We start from the raw sequence: 18,529 nt of genomic DNA on the forward strand, positions 1-18,529 counted from the left end.
TTATCAATTCTCCGTGTCAAATCGGCCTCGCGGGCCTGACTTTCCATCAGAGAAACGAACAAGAGCTCGTCATCGATCCTTCGAGTGGTGCGGGACATGACTGTCCGCCGCTTCCATCGGATCGTGTCCCCGGGGCGTCTCCTGCAGGTCCTTGTTCAGTCCCTGCCTGGCGCGTTCCTCGTCGGCGACAGGTGAAAACATTACGCACCCGGAACCCGACCGTCAAATCACCGGGATCTCGGGCGTGTCGCACGCATCGGCCCTGCTAAAGCCTCCAGCACGACCAGATGCCGGCTCCGCGGCCGGCGCATCGTGCGGAAAGAAAGTTCGCGGCGTTCGGAGGCCGGTGCGGGCGCCCGCCTCCTCTAGACCGTGCCCCGCTCGACGATCTCGGTCGGCAGGGTCACCCGGCCGGCGGCCTTGCCCTCGATCTCGTCGAGCAGCAGGCGCACCATCTCCTCGCTCACCCGGTCGAAGGGCTGGCGCACCGTGGTGAGCTGCGGCTCCGTCTCCGTTGCCACCGGCGCATCGTCGAAGCCCGCGACCGCCACGTCCTCGGGTACCGAGATGCCGGCGGCCGCGAGCACATCCATCGCTCCCGCGGCCATGAGGTCGTTCGCGCAGAAGACGGCGTCGAACGCGACCTCGCGCGCGAGCAGCTCCCGCATCGCCCGCCGCCCCGACTCCCGGCCGTAGTCCCCGTACGCCACGAGCTCGTCGGAGTACGCATCGCCGAGCACGTCGCGGAACGCCTTGAGCCTGCCCGTGCCTCCCGAGGTGTCCTGCGGGCCCGCGAGGTGCACGATGCGGGTCCTCCCCCGGGCGCGCAGGTGCTCGACCATCGCGCGGGCGCCGCCCTCGTCGTCGGCGGTGGCGTAGCCGACCCGGTCCTCGAAGCCCAGCGGCACCCCGGCGGAGATCACCGGCAGCCGCGCCTCGAGCAGGGTCGCGAGGAACTCCTGGCTCCCGCTGTGCGACGACACCACCAGCGCCCCGTCGACGTGGCCGCCGGTCAGGTACTCGGTGGCCCGGCCCCGCTCCTCGAGCGTGTCCGCCATGATCAGCACGAGCGTCATGCCGTGCCCCGCGAGCGCATCCGCGCACGAGCGCAGGATCTTGAGGAAGTTGGGGTCCGCGAAGAAGCGCTCGTAGGACTCGGTCAGCAGGAAGCCGATCGACCCCGTGCGGCTGGTGGCCAGCGACCGGGCGTGCGGGTTGATGCGGTAGCCGGTCGCGTTGATGGCGCGGTCGACCTGCGCCCTGGACGCCTCGGACACCCAGTGGCCGCCGTTGAGGACGCGGGACACGGTGCCGCGCGACACCCCGGCCTCGCGGGCCACATCGTCGATGGTGGGCCGGCGTCCTCGGGGCTTCGTCACTGGCAGCTCTCCTCTATACGTCTATGAGTATGGACTAGGACCGCTCTCAGCGCGGACCGGCGCGCGACGCGCGTGTCGGGCGCGCATCGTCCGCACGCGAAAGGGGCCCCGGCGAACCGGGGCCCCTCGTGCGACGCGGGGATCAGCGAGCGCCCGCGCGGCGCTTGTTGTAGACGTCGAACGCGACCGCCAGCAGCAGCACGAGGCCCTTGACCACCGACTGCACGGACTGGTCGACGCCCATGAGCTGCATGCCGTTCGACATCACCGCCATGATCAGACCACCGACGATGGCGCCGGTGACGCGACCCACACCACCGGTGACGGCGGCGCCACCGATGAAGCACGCGGCGATCGCGTCGAGCTCGAACATGTTTCCGGCGGCCGGCTGGGCGCCGTTCGAGCGGGACGAGTACACGATGCCCGCCACCGAGGCGAGGATGCCCATGTTGAGCATGACGCCGAAGTTGACCCAACGGACCTTGACGCCGGACAGCATCGCCGCCGCGAGGTTGCCGCCGACCGCGTAGACGTGGCGACCGAAGACGGTGCGCTGCGTCACGAGCGAGTAGGCGATGACCAGGATGGCGAGGATGATGAGGACGTTCGGGAGGCCGCGCGCGTTGGCGAGCTGCCAGGCGAACCACATCACGACGGCCGCGACCACGACGAGCTTGACGATGAAGAGCGGGAACGCCTCGACCGGCTGCTCGTAGGCGATGCGCGAGCTGCGCGTGCGCCAGGCGGAGAAGAAGTAGGCGGCCACGGCGACGGCGAAGACCACCAGGGTGAAGACGTCGTATCCGTTACCGCCCAGCAACCCGTTCTGGAAGCCGCTCGCGATCTTCTGGTACTGCGGCGGGAACGGCGACAGCGAGATGTTGCCGAGCACCAGCAGCGTGAGGCCGCGGAACAGGAGCATGCCCGCGAGCGTCGTGATGAACGCGGGGATGCCCACGAAGGCGACCCAGAAGCCCTGCCATGCGCCGATCAGCACACCGGTGCCGAGCGCGGCGAGCACGCCCACCCACCACGGCATGTCGTGCTTGATCACGAGCACCGCGGAGATGGCGCCTGTCACGGCGACGACCGATCCGACCGACAGGTCGATGTGACCGGCGATGATGACCATCACCATGCCGATGGCGAGGATCAGGATGTAGGAGTACTGCAGCACCAGGTTGGTGACGTTCTGCGGGCTGAGCGACGTCCCTCCCGTGAGGAAGAAGAACAGCGCCACGATCGCGACGAACGCGATGTAGATGCCGCTCGTGCGCATGTTCCGGGTGAGCAGCTCCCGAATGTTTGCGGTGCCGGTCATGCCCGGACCTCCTTGTCCTTGGTTGCCTTCTCCTGAGTCATCAGGGCCATGAGACCCTCCTGCGTGGCCTCGGCGACCGGCACCTCGCCGGTGACCACGCCGAACGCGAGGGTGTAGATGCGGTCGCACGTGCCGAGCAGCTCAGGGAGCTCGGACGAGATGATGATGACCGCCTTGCCCGCCGCGACGAGCCGGTTGACGATCGTGTAGATCTCGTACTTCGCGCCCACGTCGATGCCGCGGGTCGGCTCGTCGAGGATCATCACCTCGGCGTCCGAGTAGATCCACTTCGACAGCACCACCTTCTGCTGGTTGCCGCCGGAGAGGTTGCCCACGGTCTGCATGACCGAGGGCGTCTTGATGTTCATCGAGCCGCGGTACTCCTCCGCGACCTTGATCTCACGGTTGCCGTCGACCCAGCCGCGCTTGGCCAGCTTGAACAGCGCCGCCGACGAGATGTTGCGGCGGACGTCGTCGATGAGGTTGAGGCCGTAGCGCTTGCGGTCCTCCGTGGCGTACGCGAGGCCGTTCTTGATCGCCTCGGACACGTCGCGGGCGTGGATCTCCTCGCCGTGCATGTACATGCGGCCCGAGATGTCGCGGCCGTAGGACCGGCCGAAGAGGCTCATCGCCAGCTCGGTACGGCCCGCGCCCATGACGCCGGCGATGCCGACGACCTCGCCCTTGCGGACGTTGAACGAGGCGTTGTCGACCACGATGCGGCCCGGCTGGGTCGGGTGGTAGACGGTCCAGTCCTCGACGCGGAAGAGCTCCTCGCCGACGACGTGCTCGCGCTTCGGGTAGCGGTTGGTGAGGTCGCGGCCGACCATGCCGCGGATGATGCGGTCCTGGATCCCGGCCTCGTTGACGACATCGATGGTCTCGATGGTGTGACCGTCACGGATGATCGTGGTGCGGTCGCAGATCTCCTGGATCTCGTTGAGCTTGTGGGAGATCATGATGGACGTGATCCCGCGCTCCTTCAGCATGCGCAGGAGTCCCAGCAGGTGCTCGGAGTCGTCGTCGTTCAGAGCCGAGGTCGGCTCGTCGAGGATCAGGAGCCGCACGTCCTTGGACAGCGCCTTCGCGATCTCGATCAGCTGCTGCTTGCCGACGCCGAGCTGGTTGACCGGGGTGGTGGGGTTCTCGTCGAGGCCCACCTGGTCGAGCAGCTTCATCGCGTCGTGGTTGGTCTGATTCCAGTCGATCATGCCGTTCTTCCCGCGGCGCTCGTTGCCGAGGAAGATGTTCTCCGCCACCGAGAGGTAGGGGATGAGCGCGAGCTCCTGGTGGATGATGACGATGCCCTTGTGCTCGGAGTCCGGGATCGAGTGGAACTGCTGCACCTCGTCGTCGAACACGATGTCGCCTTCGTACGTGCCGTACGGATAGACGCCCGAGAGGACCTTCATGAGCGTGGACTTGCCTGCGCCGTTCTCGCCGCAGATGCCGTGGATCTCGCCGTCGATCACGCTGAGCTCGACGTCCGAGAGCGCCTTGACGCCGGGGAAGGTCTTGGTGATCTTCCTCATCTCAAGGATGTGCTTCGGCATGTCTCACCTCCAAGGGTGTGAGAGGGGGTCGGAGGGGAGGGGCTGGCGGTGCCGGCCCCGAGGGGCCGGCACCGCCTGGTGACTTAGGCGACGCCCTTGTCGACCTGCTCCTGGGTCCAGTAACCGGAGTCGATCAGCAGCTCCTGGACGTTGTCCGCGTAGACGATGTCCGACTCGAGGAGGTACGACGGCACGACCTTCACGCCGTTGTCGTAGGTCTCGGTGTCGTTCGCCTCGGGCTCCTCACCGTTGAGGTAGGCGGTCGCCGCGACGACGGCCTGCTCGGCGAGCTTGCGGGTGTCCTTGAAGATCGTGGCGTACTGCACGCCGTCCACGATCAGCTTGACGGACTCGACCTCGGCGTCCTGACCGGTCACGACCGGGAAGCCGTCCGCGACGGTGCCGGAGTAGCCGTTGTTCTGGAGCGCCGTGATGATGCCGCGCGACAGGCCGTCGTAGGGCGACAGCACGCCGTTGACCTTCTCGTCGGTGCCGACGTAGTTGCCGGTGAGGAGGTCCTCCATGCGCTTCTGCGCGGTCTCCTGCTGCCAGCGCAGCGTCGCCGCCTGCTCGATGTCGGTCTGGCCCGACGGAACCACGAGCACGCCCGAGTCGATGTACGGCTGGAGCGTGTCGATCGCGCCCGCCCAGAAGAAGTGGGCGTTGTTGTCGTCGAGCGAGCCCGCGAAGAGCTCCACGTTGAACGGGCCCTCCTCGCCGGTCTCCGTCGTGCCGTCCGCCTCGAGGATGCCGAGGCCAACGAGCAGCGAGGTGGCCTGCTGCACGCCGACGTTGTAGTTGTCGAAGGTCACGTAGAAGTCGACGTTCTCCGAGTCGCGGATGAGGCGGTCGTACGAGATGACCGGGATGCCCGCGTCCGCGGCGGCCTGCAGCTGGCTCGACAGCGCGGTGCCATCGATGGCCGCGATGATGAGCGCCTTGACGCCGTTGGTGATCATGTTGTCGATCTGCTGCGACTGGGTCGGGATGTCGTCGGCCGCGTACTGCAGGTCGACGTCGAAGCCCTGCTCCTCAAGACCCGACTTCACAGCGTCACCGTCGGCGATCCAGCGGGACGAGGTCTGGGTGGGCATCGCCACACCGATGGTGCCGCCCTCCTCCATCATCGCGCCGTCGTCGCCCGAAGCCGAGCTGTCCGAGGTGCTGCCCGCGCCGCCGCCAGAGCAGGCCGCGAGGCTGAATGCGAGGGCCGCGCCGGCGCCGGCCGCCAGGAACTTCCTGAACTTCATATCTCCTCCTCGAGATACCGGCCCGCGCCATCGCGAGCCGTGCGACCCCAGTGTGTTTGCGTTCACACCCAGAGTCAAACCTTATTCGTCACGATGCGGTCACAAGGCGTCAACACCTTGAATTAAATATGTCTACCAGGGACTTCGCCCAATGACTGGGAGCGGTTCCAGTTTTCCGACATGCCGTGTCGTGATCCTCGCGAGCCCGACCCGGGACCTTGGACCCAGCACTCTCGCGGGCCACGAGAGGCCCCGACGACGGCCCGCGCGCACCCCTGCCGCCCCCTCGCGGGCACAGCCGGAGGCACCCCACGCGCCCCGGGACGACGGAAGGCCCCGGCCGAAGCCGGGGCCTTCCTGGGACGTGCACCGAAGGTCAGCGGCCGCCCATCGCGTAGTACGCGTTGTTCCAACGGATCTGCTGCTCGAAGCCCTCGTACGTGGTGTCCTCGTCGATGACGAGGAGCTCGATGCCCACCATCTTCGCGAAGTCCTTGATGACGTCCACGCCGATCTGGTTCGACATCGCCGTGTGGTGCGCGCCGCCGGTCTGCAGCCACGACGCGACCGCCGTGGTGAAGTCCGGGCGGGGCGTCCACACCGCGTGGCCGACCGGGAGGTTCGGCATCGGCTCGGGCAGGTCCACGTTGTCGACGACGTTGGCCACCAGGCGGAAGCGGTCGCGCATGTCGGACAGCGCCACCACCACGGCCTCGCCGGCGTCCGCGGTGAAGACCAGGCGGACCGGGTCCTCCTTGCCGCCGATGCCGAGCGGGTGGATCTCGAGGCGGGCCTTCTTCGACGAGAGCGCCGGGTTGACCTCGAGCATGTGCGCGCCGAGCGACAGCTCCTCGCCGGGCACCAGGTGGTAGGTGTAGTCCTCCATGAGCGACGAGCCGCCGGGCAGGCCGGCGCCCATCACCGCGCACAGGTGCACGAGGATCGCGGTCTTCCAGTCGCCCTCGGCGCCGAAGCCGTAGCCGTCGGCCATGAGGCGCTGGACCGCGAGGCCCGGCAGCTGCTTGAGCCCGCCGAGGTCCTCGAAGGTGTCGGTGAAGGCCGAGAAGCCGCCCTCCTCGAGGAACGAGCGCAGCCCGACCTCGATGGCCGCAGCGTCGCGCAGCGACTGGTGGCGCTCGCCGCCGGGGAGCAGCTCCGGCACGACCTCGTACTCGGCGAGGTAGACCTCGATGAGCGCGTCGACCGCCGCATCGTCCACCGCGTCCACGCGCTCGACGAGCTCGTTGACGCCCCAGGTGTTGATCTGCGCGCCGAGCTTGATCTCGGCCTCGGTCTTGTCGCCCTCGGTGACCGCGACGAAGCGCATGTTGTCGCCGAAGCGCGCGACCTTGAGGTTCTTCGCGGCGGCGGCGCCGGCGGCGGCACGCGACCACACGCCGATGCGCTCGGACACGGCAGGCGTCGACGGGTGGCCGACGACCGTGGTGCGGGCGACGTTCATGCGCGACTCGATGTACGCGTACTCGCGGTCGCCGTGAGCGGCCTGGTTGAGGTTCATGAAGTCGAAGTCGATGCTCGCCCAGGGCAGCTCGCGGTTCGCCTGCGTGGCGAGGTGGAGCAGCGGCTTCTGGAGGGCGTTGAGGCCCGCGATCCACATCTTCGCCGGGGAGAAGGTGTGCATCCAGGTGATGACGCCGATGACCTTGGGGTCCGCGTTGGCGGCCATGATCGTCTCGAGGATCTCGTCGCGGTTCTTCACGACGGGCTTCCACACGACGGTCACGGGGATGTCACCGGACGCCTTGAGGGTCTCGACGACCTCGGTCGACTGGTCGGCGACCTGCTTGAGGACCTCGTCGCCGTAGAGGGTCTGCGATCCGGTGAGGAACCAGACCTCGTACTCGGCGAGGGTGGGAACGATGTTGGTCACTTACATGCCTCCCTGCGGCTTCTGGCCGTAGACGTTCTGGTAGCGGTCGAACAGCGCGTCGATCTTCTCCTGCGGGATGTCGACGAGCTCGCCCAGCTGGCGGGCGATGTGGGTGGTGCGGGCCACGTCCTCGCACATCACGGCGGCCTTGACGGCGTCGCGCGCGTCCTTGCCGATCGTGAAGGGGCCGTGGTTGGCCATGAGCACCGCGCGCGAGCGGTGGCCCTCGAGGGTCGCGACGATGCCGCGGCCGATCGAGTCGTCGCCGATGATCGCGAACGGGCCCACGGGGATCTCGCCGCCGAACTCGTCCGCCATGCCGGTGATGTGGCACGGGATCGGCTCGTTGCGGGCGGCCCACGCGGTCGCGTAGGTCGAGTGGGTGTGGACCACGCCGCCGACGTGCGGCATCGCGCGGTACACGTACGCGTGCGCCGCCGTGTCGGAGGACGGGCTGCGGTCCGAGCCGGGCGAGCCGGGGACGACGTTGCCGTCGAGGTCGCACAGGATCATGTTGTCCGGCGTGAGGTCGTCGTAGTCGACGCCCGACGGCTTGATGACGAAGTGCTGGGTGCCGGGCACGCGCTCCGACACGTTGCCGCCCGTCCAGACGACGAGGCCGTAGCGGGTGAGCTCGCCGTGGAGCTTCGCGACCCTCTCTCGACTCTTGCGGATCGCGCTGACCTGCTCAGCGGTGAAGCTTGTCACGAGTTGGACTCCTTAACCTCTCTGAGGCCGCCATGGCCTCGCCGGGACCCGCGCGGGATCACGCGCGCGCGGCGCGTCGTCCCAGCGGTGGTGGTGCGGGGCTCGCGCCCCTCGATGGGCCGGTCGGTGGCGGCCGCCCCTGACCTCGCGCCGCGCTCGGCGCCACTGGTCGGAGCGGTGCTCTGCTCAACCATCCTGGCCCCTTCGCGCAGCGTGTCGGTCGTTGGTTTTAACGTTAACATACCGCTCCGTCGCGGACGTCCGCGGGCCGTACGTCCCGCCCGCCGTGCCTCACGCTAGCCCAGCCTCGCGGCGGGCGCGCGGCGAGGAGCGGACCGGCCGCCGGGGTCGCGCGGCGGGACGATGCGGCGCCTCCGCCGGGCGTCCGCGCGGCGGTCAGGCGGGGGCGGGGCCCGTCGAGTCGCGCACCACGAGCCACGGCTCGACCGGCTCGAGCTCGCCCGGCTCGCGGCCGTTGATGACCTCCATGAGCGCGGTCACGGCGCGCAGGCCCACCTCGGTGAAGTCCTGGTGGACGGTGGTGAGGGCCGGGTGGGCGTAGCCCGACTCGGGCACGTCGTCGAAGCCGACGACCGAGACGTCCTCCGGCACCGTGAGGCCGCGCTCCTCGAGCGCGTGGATCGCACCCATCGCCATGGGGTCGTTCGCGCAGAACAGCGCGGTGACGCCCTCCTCGACCGCGAGGCCGGCGCGGTAGCCCGCATCGGCGCTCCAGTCGCCCTCGAGGATCGGCAGCCGCTCAAGCCCGCGCTCCTCGAGGAACGCGAGGAAGGTGTCGCGGCGCAGCTGCGCCTCGGTGAGGCCCGCGATGCCGGTGATGTGCTGGAACCGGCGGTGCCCGAGGTCGTAGAGGTGCTCGAGCGCGAGGCGCGTGCCGGCGACCTGGTCGACGGCCACGGAGCGCTCGGCGTGCGAGTTGCCGGTGAGCACGTACAGCACGGGGACGTCCGTGGTGGCCTCGACCGCGTTGAGCACGTCGGGGTGCTGCGCCATGACGACCAGGGCGTCCACCGAGCGCGCGAGCAGGAAGTCGAGCGCCTGCCCCATCGAGGACGGCTCCCACGACGCGGTCGTGATGAGCGGCTTGAACCCCACCCGCTTGGCGGCATGCTCGATCGCGTACAGCGTGCTGGTGGGGCCGAAGTGCGGCACCTCCGGCATGATCACGCCGATCACCTCGGAGCGCCCGGTCGCGAGCGCGCGGGCGGCCATGTTGCGGCGGTAGCCGAGGTCGCGGATCGCCTGCAGGACGCGCTCGCGCGTCTCCGGCCGGATCCCCGGGAAGTCGTTGAGCACGCGCGACACCGTCTGGTGGGACACGCCCGCCCGCGCCGCGACATCGTGCATGCTCGGGCCGCGGCCCGACTTGCTCAGCGAGGCTGGACGCTCGGGTGTCATGGCGGTCAGGTTAGCCCACGGCGTGCAGGGACGATGCGGGGAGGAGGTCCCGCGCGCGGCGGCCGGGTGCCGCGCGCCCGGCGGGGGCGCCCGGGGACCTCGGTCCCGTGGCACTCCCCCTCATGTTGACGATAACATCGGGGCGACGACAACAGGCCGGGCGCCCTCGTGGGCGCGCCGTCGCGCCTCGCAGAGCCCGCGGTCGCCATGGGAGCATGGGACCCGGACACCGCGACGACGCCCGCGCCGGACGCAGCACCCCTGGAGGAACCGTGATCGACATCCCCTCGCCCGAGTCCACCGCTCAGGCCTTCGAGGACCGCTACGGGCGCCGGCCCGACGGCGTGTGGTCCGCGCCGGGCCGGGTCAACCTCATCGGGGAGCACACCGACTACAACGACGGCCTGGTGTTCCCGTTCGCGGTCGAGCGCCGCACGTGGGCCGCGGTGGGCCGTCGCGACGACCGCATGCTCACCGTGCACTCGGGCGCGATGCCGGAGCCCGCGCAGGCCTCGCTCGACTCGCTCAGCCCCGACCTCTTCGAGGGCTGGAGCGCGTACGTCTTCGGCGTCGTGTGGGCGATGGAGCAGCGCGGGGTGGACCTCGCGGGCCGCACCGGCTTCGACATCATGCTGGCCTCGGACGTGCCGCTCGGAGCGGGCCTGTCCTCGAGCGCCGCGATCGAGTGCGCCGTGGCGATCGCCCTCAACGACGAGTGGGACCTGGGCCTCACCCGCCGCGAGCTCATCTACATCTGCCAGCTCGCGGAGAACGGCGCCGTGGGCGCGCCGACCGGCAACATGGACCAGACCGCGTCGCTCATGGGCGAGGCGGGGCACGGCGTCCTCATCGACGTGCGCGCCGAGACCGCCGACCCCGTCGCGCTGCACTTCGCCGACGAGGGCCTCGAGCTGCTCGTCATCGACACCCGCGTCCACCACGAGCACGCGACGGGCGGCTACGGCGCGCGCCGCAGGTCGTGCGAGGACGGCGCCGCGGCGATGGGCGTCGGCTCGCTGCGCGACCTCACCGAGGACGACCTGCCGCGCGCCTCCGAGACGCTCGACGACGAGACCTACCGACGCGTCAAGCACGTGGTCACCGAGAACGCGCGCGTCGCCCGCACCGCCGAGGTGGTCGCGCAGGACGGCCCGCGCGCGATCGGCGACCTGCTCGTCGCCTCCCACGCGTCCATGCGGGACGACTTCGAGATCTCCGTCCCCGAGCTCGACCTGGCCGTCGAGACCGCGCTCGCCAACGGCGCCGTCGGCGCCCGCATGACCGGCGGCGGCTTCGGCGGCGCCGCGATCGCGCTCATCGATGCCGACCGCGCCGCAGAGGTCGAGGACGCGATCGAGGCCGCCTTCGCCGAGGCCGGCCTGACCGCCCCCATCATCTTCGTGGTCAACCCGTCCGCGGGCGCGCACCGCGACATCTGACACCCACCCCGCCCAACCAAGGAGACCCATGACCTGGCTCGTCACCGGCGGCGCCGGCTACATCGGCGCCCACGTCGTCCGCGCGCTGCGCGAGGCCGGCATCGCCCCCATCGTCATCGACGACCTCTTCAGCGGCGTCGAGTCGTTCGTGCCGGAGGACGTGCCCTTCATCAAGGCGTCGATCCTCGACACCGACACCGTGGAGGCGGCGCTGCGCGAGCACGGCGTCACCGGCGTCATCCACTGCGCCGGCTACAAGTACGCCGGCGAGTCCGTGAAGTTCCCGCTGCTCAACTACAGCATCAACGTCGAGGGCACGCGCTCGCTGCTCGAGGCGATGCAGCGGGCCGGCGTCGCGCGCCTGGTGTTCTCGTCGTCGGCTGGCGTGTACGGCAACTCCGGCGTGGACGTCGTCACCGAGACCACCCCCACCACCCCCGAGTCGCCGTACGGCGAGTCCAAGCTCATCGGCGAGTGGCTGATCCGCGACCAGATCGTCGCGACCACGATGGCGGGCACCCCGCTGGCGGCCACGAGCCTGCGCTACTTCAACGTCGCCGGCTCGGGCTACGCCGACGTGTGGGACGCCTCGCCGCACAACCTCTTCCCCAAGGTGCTGTTCGCGATCCAGGCCGGCAAGGCGCCGCAGGTCAACGGCACCGACTACCCGACCCCGGACGGCACCTGCGTGCGCGACTACGTCCACGTGAGCGACCTCGCGGCCGCCCACGTCGTGGCGGCGCAGCGCCTCGAGGCGGGCGACACGCTCGAGCCCGTCTACAACCTCGGCTCGGGCGACGGCACCTCGGTGCGCGAGATCGTCGACGCCATGGTCGCCGCCACCGGCACCGACCAGGCGCCCGTCGAGGGCCCGCGCCGCCCCGGCGACCCCGCCAAGATCGTCGCCGACGGCACCCTCGCCACCCGCGACCTCGACTGGAAGATGCGGTACTCGGTCCAGGAGATGGTCGACAGCGCCTGGGCCTCGCACCCCAAGGGCTGACCCCCCTTCCGCCAGCCCGCACGGGATCCGCCGCGACACGGCGGCGACGAGGGACGATGCGCCGGTCCAGCCGGGCGCGTCCTCCCGGGATCCGTGCGGGCTGTCGGCGTGCGGGGCGGGGCGGGACCCTCGTGCCTGGCCCGGCCCGCGCATCGTCGCTAGATTCCCCAGCAGTCCTCACCGCCCCTCATCAAGGAGAACCATGAGCATCATGACCTGGACCGTCCACGGCGACGGTCGGTCCGTCAGCCCGGGCGAGGCCGTCGCCCCGCGCGAGCGCCTCAGCTGGCCCCGCACCGTCGGCATCGGCGCACAGCACGTGCTCGCGATGTTCGGCTCGACCTTCCTCGTGCCGGTCATCACCGGCTTCCCGCCCACGACGACGCTGTTCTTCTCGGCCGTCGGCACCGTCCTGTTCCTCATCATCACGGGCAACCGCCTGCCGTCCTACCTGGGCTCCAGCTTCGCGTTCCTCGCCCCGATCGCCGCGGCGCAGGCCTCGGGCGGCATGGGCGTCGCGCTCGGCGGCATCGTCATGACGGGTCTCCTGCTCGCGCTCGTGGGCCTCGTGGTGCACTTCGCCGGCACCCGCTGGATCGAGATCACCATGCCTCCCGTGGTGACGGGCTCGATCGTCATGCTCATCGGCCTCAACCTCGCGCCGGCGGCGTGGGGCATGGTGCAGGCGTCGGTCGGCACCGCGCTCGTGTCGGCTGCCTCGGTCGTGATCGTGACCGTCCTCTTCCGGGGCATCCTCGGCCGCCTGTCGATCCTCCTCGGCACCGTGGTCGGCGGCATCGTCGCGGCCTTCCGGGGCGAGTACGACCTCTCCGCCGTCGGCGACGCCGCCTGGTTCGGCCTCCCCGACTTCACGGCGCCCCAGTTCGACCTCAGCGTGCTCGCGCTGTTCGTCCCCGTGGTGCTCGTGCTCGTCGCGGAGAACATCGGCCACGTGAAGTCGGTCGCCGCGATGACCGGCGACGACCTCGACCCGGTCACCGGCCGCGCCCTCCTCGCGGACGGCCTCGCGACCACCGTCGCGGGCCTCGGCGGCGGCTCCGGCACCACGACGTACGCGGAGAACATCGGCGTGATGGCCGCCACCCGCGTCTACTCGACCGCGGCCTACTGGGTCGCCGCCGGCTTCGCCCTCCTGCTCAGCCTGTCGCCGAAGTTCGGCGCGCTCATCGCCGCGACCCCGCAGGGCGTGCTCGGCGGCCTCGCGACGGTGCTGTTCGGCATGATCGCGGTGCTCGGCGCGCGCATCTGGGCGCAGGGCAAGGTTGACTTCGGCAACCCGATCAACCTCATGCCCGCCGGTATCGCGCTGGTCGTGGGCGCCGCCAACTACACCTGGGTCGCCGGCGACATGACCTTCGAGGGCATCGCGCTCGGCACCGCCGCGGCGCTCGTGACGTACCACGTCATGGCCACCATCACCCGCTGGCGTCACGCCGACGAGGCCGTCGCCTCGCCCGCGTTCGTCGACGGCGACGAGGGCTGACCGACCCGACCGGACGATGCCCGGGCCGCCTCGGCAGGAGGCGACCCGGGCATCGTCGCGTCCGGGGCCCGCGCGCCGTCCCGGTCGTGCGGTCAGTCCCAGCCGAGCTCGTGCAGGCGCTCGTCCGAGATGCCGAAGTGATGGGCGATCTCGTGCACCACCGTGATGGCGACCTCGTCGCGGACGTCCTCGACGTCCTCGCACATCCGCAGCGTGGGGTTCATGTAGATGAGGATGCGGTCCGGGAGGGCGCCGCCCCACAGGTCGCCGCGCTCGGTGAGCGCGACGCCGTCGTAGAGGCCGAGGAGCTCCTTGTCGTCGCCCTCGGGCTCGTCCTCGACCAGGATCACGCAGTTGTCGATGAGGTCGAGGAGCTCGTCGGGGACCTCGTCGATCGCGTCCTCGACCGCCTTCTCGAAGTCCTCGCGGGTCATCTCCACCATGCCCCGATGCTCCCACGGCACCGGGCACGTCTTGCGCCTGCGCGCATCGTCGCTGGTACATCCTCGATTGGATTTTTCCCTCCATTACCCCTATAGTTTTCTAGGCCTCGACGCAAGGATTCCTAGCGTGGATGCGAGCCCTCATCGTCTAGCGGCCTAGGACGCCGCCCTTTCACGGCGGTAGCACGGGTTCGAATCCCGTTGGGGGTACGGAGTCGGGTCAGAGATGGTCTAAACTTCATACGTCTTGCTCGCGGGAACGCGAGAATCAAGGCCCTGTAGCGCAGTTGGTTAGCGCGCCGCCCTGTCACGGCGGAGGTCGCGGGTTCAAGTCCCGTCAGGGTCGCGGTACGCGAGCCCCTTCTCACGGAGGGGCTTTCGTCTCAAGTAGGGGGACGCCTCTGCGCCAAGGCTCTGTAGCTCAGTTGGTAGAGCGCACGACTGAAAATCGTGAGGTCACGGGATCGACGCCCGTCGGAGCCACCATCAAGCCCCCGGAGGATCGCCTCCGGGGGCTTTCTCGTTCCCGGACGGCCCTCCTCGCCGCTCCCCCGGGGCGGCCGCGCATCGTCCATCCGGGCGACGCCGCCGCTCACGGTTCCCCGATTCCTGGCCTCACCCATTTGCGGTGGGCTGCCGATACAGGATTGACTAGGGACTATCCCGCTTGGAGGTGCCAGATGTCCGACAACTTCGGCCGCTACTTCGTCAACGCGATCGTCGCCGGCCTGCTCGGTCGCATCACGGCGGTGATCAAGACCGAGTTCGAGCGCGCGAAGCAGGAGATCGCGTCCAAGCTCAAGGGCATCGGCGTCGGCGTCGGCCTGTTCGTCGGCGCCGGGATCTTCGGCTTCTTCGCGAGCGGCGTCCTCATCGCCGCCGCGGTGCTCGGCCTCGCGACCGTGTGGCCCGCGTGGCTCGCGGCGCTCACCGTGGGCGGCGCGCTGCTGCTCATCGTGATCATCCTGGTGCTGATCGGCAACGCGCTGATCAAGAAGAACAAGGACCTCACGCCGCACGAGTCGATCGACAACGTGAAGCAGGTCGTCGGCCTCAGCTAGGCCGCTTCCGGCTGACGGGCGATCGGTCGCTCCGCTCCGCCGTGTCCGGCGCCGCCCGCGCGGCTATGCGCGCTCGGGCGGCTATGCGCGCTCGGGAGCTCCGCCCGGCTCGCCCTCCAGCGTGGACGCCTCTCCCTCGGCGTCCGGAGCCGCCGCGGGCGCCGCGGCCGGGACGGCGCCGCGCGCGGCCTTGGGCCGTGGGGTCCGCTGCGCGAGCCACACGCCCACCAGCACGATGACGGCGCCCACGGGCTCGTACCACTGCAGCTCCTCGTGGAGCACCAGGATGCCGAGCACCGTCGCCACCACCGGGACCACGTAGGTCACGGACGCGGCCGTCGTGGCGCCCGCGAGCTTCACGACGCGCCAGAACATGACATAGGTGAAGCTCGTCCCCAGCACTCCCAGCGCGAGCAGCCCCCACAGCACCTCCGAGGACAGCGACAGCGCACCCGGGTCCGGCGCCGGGGCCGCCACCGCCAACGGCAGCAGGAGCACGGCGGAGATCGCGATCTGGACCGCCGACAGCGCCGTGGGGCCCTCGTGCACGCGCGTCAGCAGCATGCGCGACATCGTCGAGCCGATGCCGTAGAACGCGGTCGCGGCGAGCATGAGCGCGGCGCCGAGCAGGGGGATGCCGTGGACGTTCCAGGCGCCCAGCAGCACCGCGATGCCGGCCGTGCCCAGCAGCAGGCCGGCGACCTGTGCGCGACTCGCGCGCTCGTGCGGGATCAGCAGCGCGACGAACAGCGCGGTCCACAGCGGGGTGGTCGCGTTGAGGAGGCTCGCGAGGATCGACGTGATGTGCTGCTGCGCGAGCGGGATGAGCACGAACGGCACCGTCGACAGCCCGATCGCGACGACGCCGATGCGGAGCACGTCGCCGCGCGTGAGCCGTGGGCGGTGCCGCGTCACGAGAAGCATCCCCCACAGCACCACCGCGCCGATGAGGACGCGGCCGAATCCCACCTGCACCGGGTCGAGCCCGCGCAGCGCGAGCGAGATGAAGAGGAAGCTCGAGCCCCACGACGTGGCCGCGATGACGAAGGAGGGCACCCACGCCCGCGCTGGCGCCTGCGTCATCGGGTCACCCGCGCATCGTCCAGCGGTCGCTCGCCCTCGAGCGCCAGCATGGCGGCCTTCATCCCCTCGCCGCCGAAGCCGTAGCTGCCGAGCGCGCCGCCGCACTTCACAACGCGGTGGCAGGGCACGAACGGCGCGATGTTGTTGCGGGCGCACGCGGTGCCGGCGGCGCGCATGGCGCGCGGGCGGCCGGCCATGGTCGCGAGCTCCTGGTAGCTCACCGAGCTTCCCGAGGGCACGGTGCGGAGCTGCGCCCACAGCTCCTGGAAGAACGGCCCGCCGTCCTGCTCGGCGGGGACGTGCGTGATCGCGTCGCCGTCGCCGGCGAGCCAGGCGTCGACCGCATCGGCGACCACGGGCATGTCGCCGTCGACCAGGCCCCGCGCCTGCAGGCGCGACGGCAGCGCGGCGACGGTGTCGCGCATCGGCCGGAAACCGGAGGAGCGCACGACGCCGTCCTCGGGCGTCGCGAGCACCGTCAGGGTGCCGAAGGGCGTGTCGTAGGACGATGCGACGAGCGGGGCCTCTGCCATGGCAGAAGGCTACGTCCGAGCACCGACATCGGTGTCGCGGTGAGCGGACATGGCGGTGGTGCCGCAGTCCCGGCCGTTCCTCAAACGGGCCGTGACCGCGGCCGGTCGCCGCGTCCACCGTGCGTCGGGACGCCCTCGGGGGAGAGCGCTCTCCTCGTCAGCGAGGAGAAGAGGCCTAGCGGCCTTCCTGAGCGGCGGCGAGGAGCGCCTGCACCTCGGCCTCACGGAATCGACGGTGGCCGCCGAGCGTGCGGATCGAGCTCAGCTTGCCGACCTTCGCCCAGCGGGTGACGGTCTTGGGGTCGACGCGGAAGATCGCGGCGACCTCGGAAGGCGTGAGCAGCTTCTCGGGCTCCTGGACAGTGTCAGTCATCATGTTCTATCCCTCAGTCATCCGTCGGGGCGCCTCGGGGAGGCTGTGTGCGCTATGAGACGCCCGACGGTCACGATTATGACGGGCAAACGGCAAGTTTTCCCGATTATGCGATTTGTGTCACATTCGGCGTGTCGCGCTCAAGTCCGCCGAGGCGTGTGCCGGGGGCTTCGCGGGGCCGGATGGCGAGCCGGTGCGGGGCCGTCCCAGGGAGGTCGCAACGTACTGGACACGCGTTGTAAAGTAGGGCAGGAATGACGAGGCAGCGCCCGTTGACAGTGGCGCGCGAGACCGGGAGGGACGGCGGACATGGGGCGAGGCCGTCAGAAGGCTAAGGACGCGAAGATCGCACGTCAGCTCAAGTACACGAACCACGGGGGCGACCTCCGTGAGCTCGAGCGTGAGCTGACCAGCCGCGAGGGCAACGCGCCCGTTCCTGCTGCACCCGACGACTCGGACGACTACTACGACCGCTGGGCGGACGACGAGGACTGAGTCCTCGCGCCCCGGCGCTCTGCTTTCCCCTCCGCTTCGCGTCAGCCGCGCTCTCCGTAAGTCACACATCTGGCGACCCGTGACGCCGGGTCCGTACGGGACTTGCGACGAACCGGTCGCCAGCGGTGTGACTTGTGCACAGCCCCGCCGCAGCGACCTCCTGTCCACAGCCCGGCATCGGCGCCTTCTGACGACGCACTGATCGAGGCACCGTCGAGCCATGGACCTCGGAAGGCTCGTCGCCTCATTCGGTGGCACGGCGGAACGCTCGACGCTCACGGCTCTTGGGATCCCCGGCAGCGCGCTGACCGCGGCCGTGCGGACAGGCGCCCTGATCCGCGTGAGGCGCGGCTGCTACTCGGTGCCCGGTGCAGAGGCCGTGCTCCAGGCCGAGATCGCATGGCGCGGTGCGGCCACATGTGTGACGGCTCTACGCCGGCTCGATCTCCCCGTCCCGCGCCCTGACGGGACCATCCATCTGACGCGACGCTTCCATCGGAGCGAGTCGGGCCGCAACCTCTCCTCGCCGGGTCACATCCGGTGGCATCTCCTGCCTTCCGAGCGCCTGGCTGGGTTGACGCCGGCCGGCGCGCTCGACGAGTCCGGCCGATGCCTCACCCGCGTCGATCAGCTGATCGCTCTCGATGCCGCGCTCGAGCGGCGGATCCTCACCCTCGACGACGTCAGGAGGTTCGTCACCACGCCTCGACGGACGCGCGAGTGGCTTCTCCGGACCGCTGACGCGCGGACGCAGTCGCCGCCCGAGACGCTTGCGCGAGTCGCGCTTCACGGAGCCAAGATCCCCTTCGAGTTCCAGGCCTCGCAGCCGGGCACCGGCCGCGTCGACTTCGTCATCGACGGTCTCTTCGTGGTGGAGGTCGACGGCAGGAGCTACCACTCCGGGGATGCGGCGTTCGAGCGTGACCGCGCCCGAGACCGGGCGACGCTGCTCTCGGGCTCCGTGACGATGCGCTACACCGCGTGGGACGTCATCAACCGGCCCGAGCTCATGGTCGCCGAGATCTGGACGCTGCTGCGCATGCGGAGGGGGCTGCGCGACGGCTGATGCCTTCG

At 70.1% G+C, this 18,529-nt stretch carries 17 protein-coding genes and 3 tRNA genes; 9 read left to right on the plus strand and 11 right to left on the minus strand.

Features of this window, described 5'->3' with window-relative positions:
- Window positions 1–365: 365 nt before the first annotated feature.
- From AOM02_RS13510 to AOM02_RS13545, 7 genes are all read right to left on the minus strand, one after another.
- On the minus strand, window positions 366–1,379 hold the full coding sequence (locus tag AOM02_RS13510) for a LacI family DNA-binding transcriptional regulator (RefSeq protein ID WP_369344968.1): 1,014 nt from the start codon (window positions 1,377–1,379) through the stop codon (window positions 366–368).
- Between the two features lie 142 nt (window positions 1,380–1,521).
- A complete protein-coding gene (mmsB, locus tag AOM02_RS13515) occupies window positions 1,522–2,700 on the minus strand; it encodes a multiple monosaccharide ABC transporter permease (RefSeq protein WP_062300175.1) in 1,179 nt (392 codons plus the stop codon).
- On the minus strand, window positions 2,697–4,253 hold the full coding sequence (gene mmsA / locus AOM02_RS13520) for a multiple monosaccharide ABC transporter ATP-binding protein (protein ID WP_062300177.1): 1,557 nt from the start codon (window positions 4,251–4,253) through the stop codon (window positions 2,697–2,699). The genes mmsB and mmsA overlap by 4 nt, the downstream gene beginning before the upstream one ends.
- Before the next feature lie 83 nt (window positions 4,254–4,336).
- On the minus strand, window positions 4,337–5,503 hold the full coding sequence (chvE, locus tag AOM02_RS13525) for a multiple monosaccharide ABC transporter substrate-binding protein (protein WP_062300179.1): 1,167 nt from the start codon (window positions 5,501–5,503) through the stop codon (window positions 4,337–4,339).
- Between the two features lie 376 nt (window positions 5,504–5,879).
- Window positions 5,880–7,394, minus strand: coding sequence for an L-arabinose isomerase (gene araA / locus AOM02_RS13530; RefSeq protein WP_062300181.1), 1,515 nt, complete (start codon window positions 7,392–7,394; stop codon window positions 5,880–5,882).
- Window positions 7,395–8,102 carry an L-ribulose-5-phosphate 4-epimerase gene (locus AOM02_RS13535; RefSeq protein WP_062300183.1) on the minus strand — a complete coding sequence of 236 codons (708 nt, stop codon included), beginning with the start codon at window positions 8,100–8,102 and terminating at the stop codon, window positions 7,395–7,397. It lies immediately after the preceding gene.
- A 396-nt stretch (window positions 8,103–8,498) separates the two neighbouring features.
- Window positions 8,499–9,521, minus strand: a complete 1,023-nt coding sequence (locus AOM02_RS13545; protein ID WP_082105108.1) for a LacI family DNA-binding transcriptional regulator — start codon at window positions 9,519–9,521, stop codon at window positions 8,499–8,501.
- A 272-nt stretch (window positions 9,522–9,793) separates the two neighbouring features.
- Here AOM02_RS13545 and galK point away from each other — a divergent pair, with 272 nt between their 5' ends.
- The 3 genes from galK to AOM02_RS13560 all read left to right on the plus strand — a co-directional run bounded on the left by galK (window position 9,794) and on the right by AOM02_RS13560 (window position 13,467).
- Window positions 9,794–10,960: a galactokinase gene (gene galK / locus AOM02_RS13550; protein ID WP_439645411.1), complete on the plus strand. Its 1,167-nt coding sequence runs from the start codon at window positions 9,794–9,796 to the stop codon at window positions 10,958–10,960.
- Between the two features lie 28 nt (window positions 10,961–10,988).
- The gene (gene galE, locus AOM02_RS13555) at window positions 10,989–11,963 is read left to right on the plus strand and encodes a UDP-glucose 4-epimerase GalE (protein WP_062300191.1); all 975 of its coding nucleotides are present in this window, start codon (window positions 10,989–10,991) and stop codon (window positions 11,961–11,963) included.
- A 202-nt stretch (window positions 11,964–12,165) separates the two neighbouring features.
- Window positions 12,166–13,467, plus strand: coding sequence for a uracil-xanthine permease family protein (locus AOM02_RS13560; protein ID WP_062300194.1), 1,302 nt, complete (start codon window positions 12,166–12,168; stop codon window positions 13,465–13,467).
- A gap of 92 nt (window positions 13,468–13,559) precedes the next feature.
- Here the strand turns inward: AOM02_RS13560 and AOM02_RS13565 are convergent, their stop codons facing one another.
- The gene (locus AOM02_RS13565; protein ID WP_062300196.1) at window positions 13,560–13,910 is read right to left on the minus strand and encodes a metallopeptidase family protein; all 351 of its coding nucleotides are present in this window, start codon (window positions 13,908–13,910) and stop codon (window positions 13,560–13,562) included.
- A gap of 137 nt (window positions 13,911–14,047) precedes the next feature.
- On the opposite strand from AOM02_RS13565, the gene AOM02_RS13570 reads away from it, so the two are divergent.
- The 4 genes from AOM02_RS13570 (at window position 14,048) to AOM02_RS13585 (ending at window position 14,971) form a co-directional block, all read left to right on the plus strand.
- Window positions 14,048–14,120: transfer RNA gene (locus AOM02_RS13570), tRNA-Glu, on the plus strand.
- Between the two features lie 62 nt (window positions 14,121–14,182).
- Window positions 14,183–14,256 (plus strand) — tRNA-Asp (locus AOM02_RS13575).
- Between the two features lie 64 nt (window positions 14,257–14,320).
- Window positions 14,321–14,396 (plus strand) — tRNA-Phe (locus tag AOM02_RS13580).
- Between the two features lie 194 nt (window positions 14,397–14,590).
- The gene (locus AOM02_RS13585; protein WP_062300198.1) at window positions 14,591–14,971 is read left to right on the plus strand and encodes a phage holin family protein; all 381 of its coding nucleotides are present in this window, start codon (window positions 14,591–14,593) and stop codon (window positions 14,969–14,971) included.
- Between the two features lie 81 nt (window positions 14,972–15,052).
- Here the strand turns inward: AOM02_RS13585 and AOM02_RS13590 are convergent, their stop codons facing one another.
- The 3 genes from AOM02_RS13590 to AOM02_RS13600 all read right to left on the minus strand — a co-directional run bounded on the left by AOM02_RS13590 (window position 15,053) and on the right by AOM02_RS13600 (window position 16,960).
- The gene (locus AOM02_RS13590) at window positions 15,053–16,054 is read right to left on the minus strand and encodes a DMT family transporter (protein WP_062300200.1); all 1,002 of its coding nucleotides are present in this window, start codon (window positions 16,052–16,054) and stop codon (window positions 15,053–15,055) included.
- Window positions 16,051–16,587, minus strand: coding sequence for a methylated-DNA--[protein]-cysteine S-methyltransferase (locus AOM02_RS13595; protein ID WP_062300202.1), 537 nt, complete (start codon window positions 16,585–16,587; stop codon window positions 16,051–16,053). The genes AOM02_RS13590 and AOM02_RS13595 overlap by 4 nt, the downstream gene beginning before the upstream one ends.
- Before the next feature lie 175 nt (window positions 16,588–16,762).
- Window positions 16,763–16,960: a BldC family transcriptional regulator gene (locus tag AOM02_RS13600; RefSeq protein WP_062300250.1), complete on the minus strand. Its 198-nt coding sequence runs from the start codon at window positions 16,958–16,960 to the stop codon at window positions 16,763–16,765.
- A gap of 309 nt (window positions 16,961–17,269) precedes the next feature.
- Between AOM02_RS13600 and AOM02_RS13605 the strand changes: the two genes are divergently transcribed.
- Together AOM02_RS13605 and AOM02_RS14400 are read left to right on the plus strand one after the other, a co-directional pair.
- Window positions 17,270–17,455 (plus strand): DUF3073 domain-containing protein, encoded by a 186-nt coding sequence (locus AOM02_RS13605; RefSeq protein ID WP_062300206.1) that lies wholly within the window; start codon window positions 17,270–17,272, stop codon window positions 17,453–17,455.
- Window positions 17,456–18,029: 574 nt separating this feature from the next.
- Window positions 18,030–18,521, plus strand: a complete 492-nt coding sequence (locus AOM02_RS14400) for an endonuclease domain-containing protein (RefSeq protein WP_156156236.1) — start codon at window positions 18,030–18,032, stop codon at window positions 18,519–18,521.
- Window positions 18,522–18,529 lie beyond the last annotated feature (8 nt).

The organism is Demequina maris, from assembly GCF_000971155.1.
GTDB lineage: Bacteria > Actinomycetota > Actinomycetes > Actinomycetales > Demequinaceae > Demequina > Demequina maris.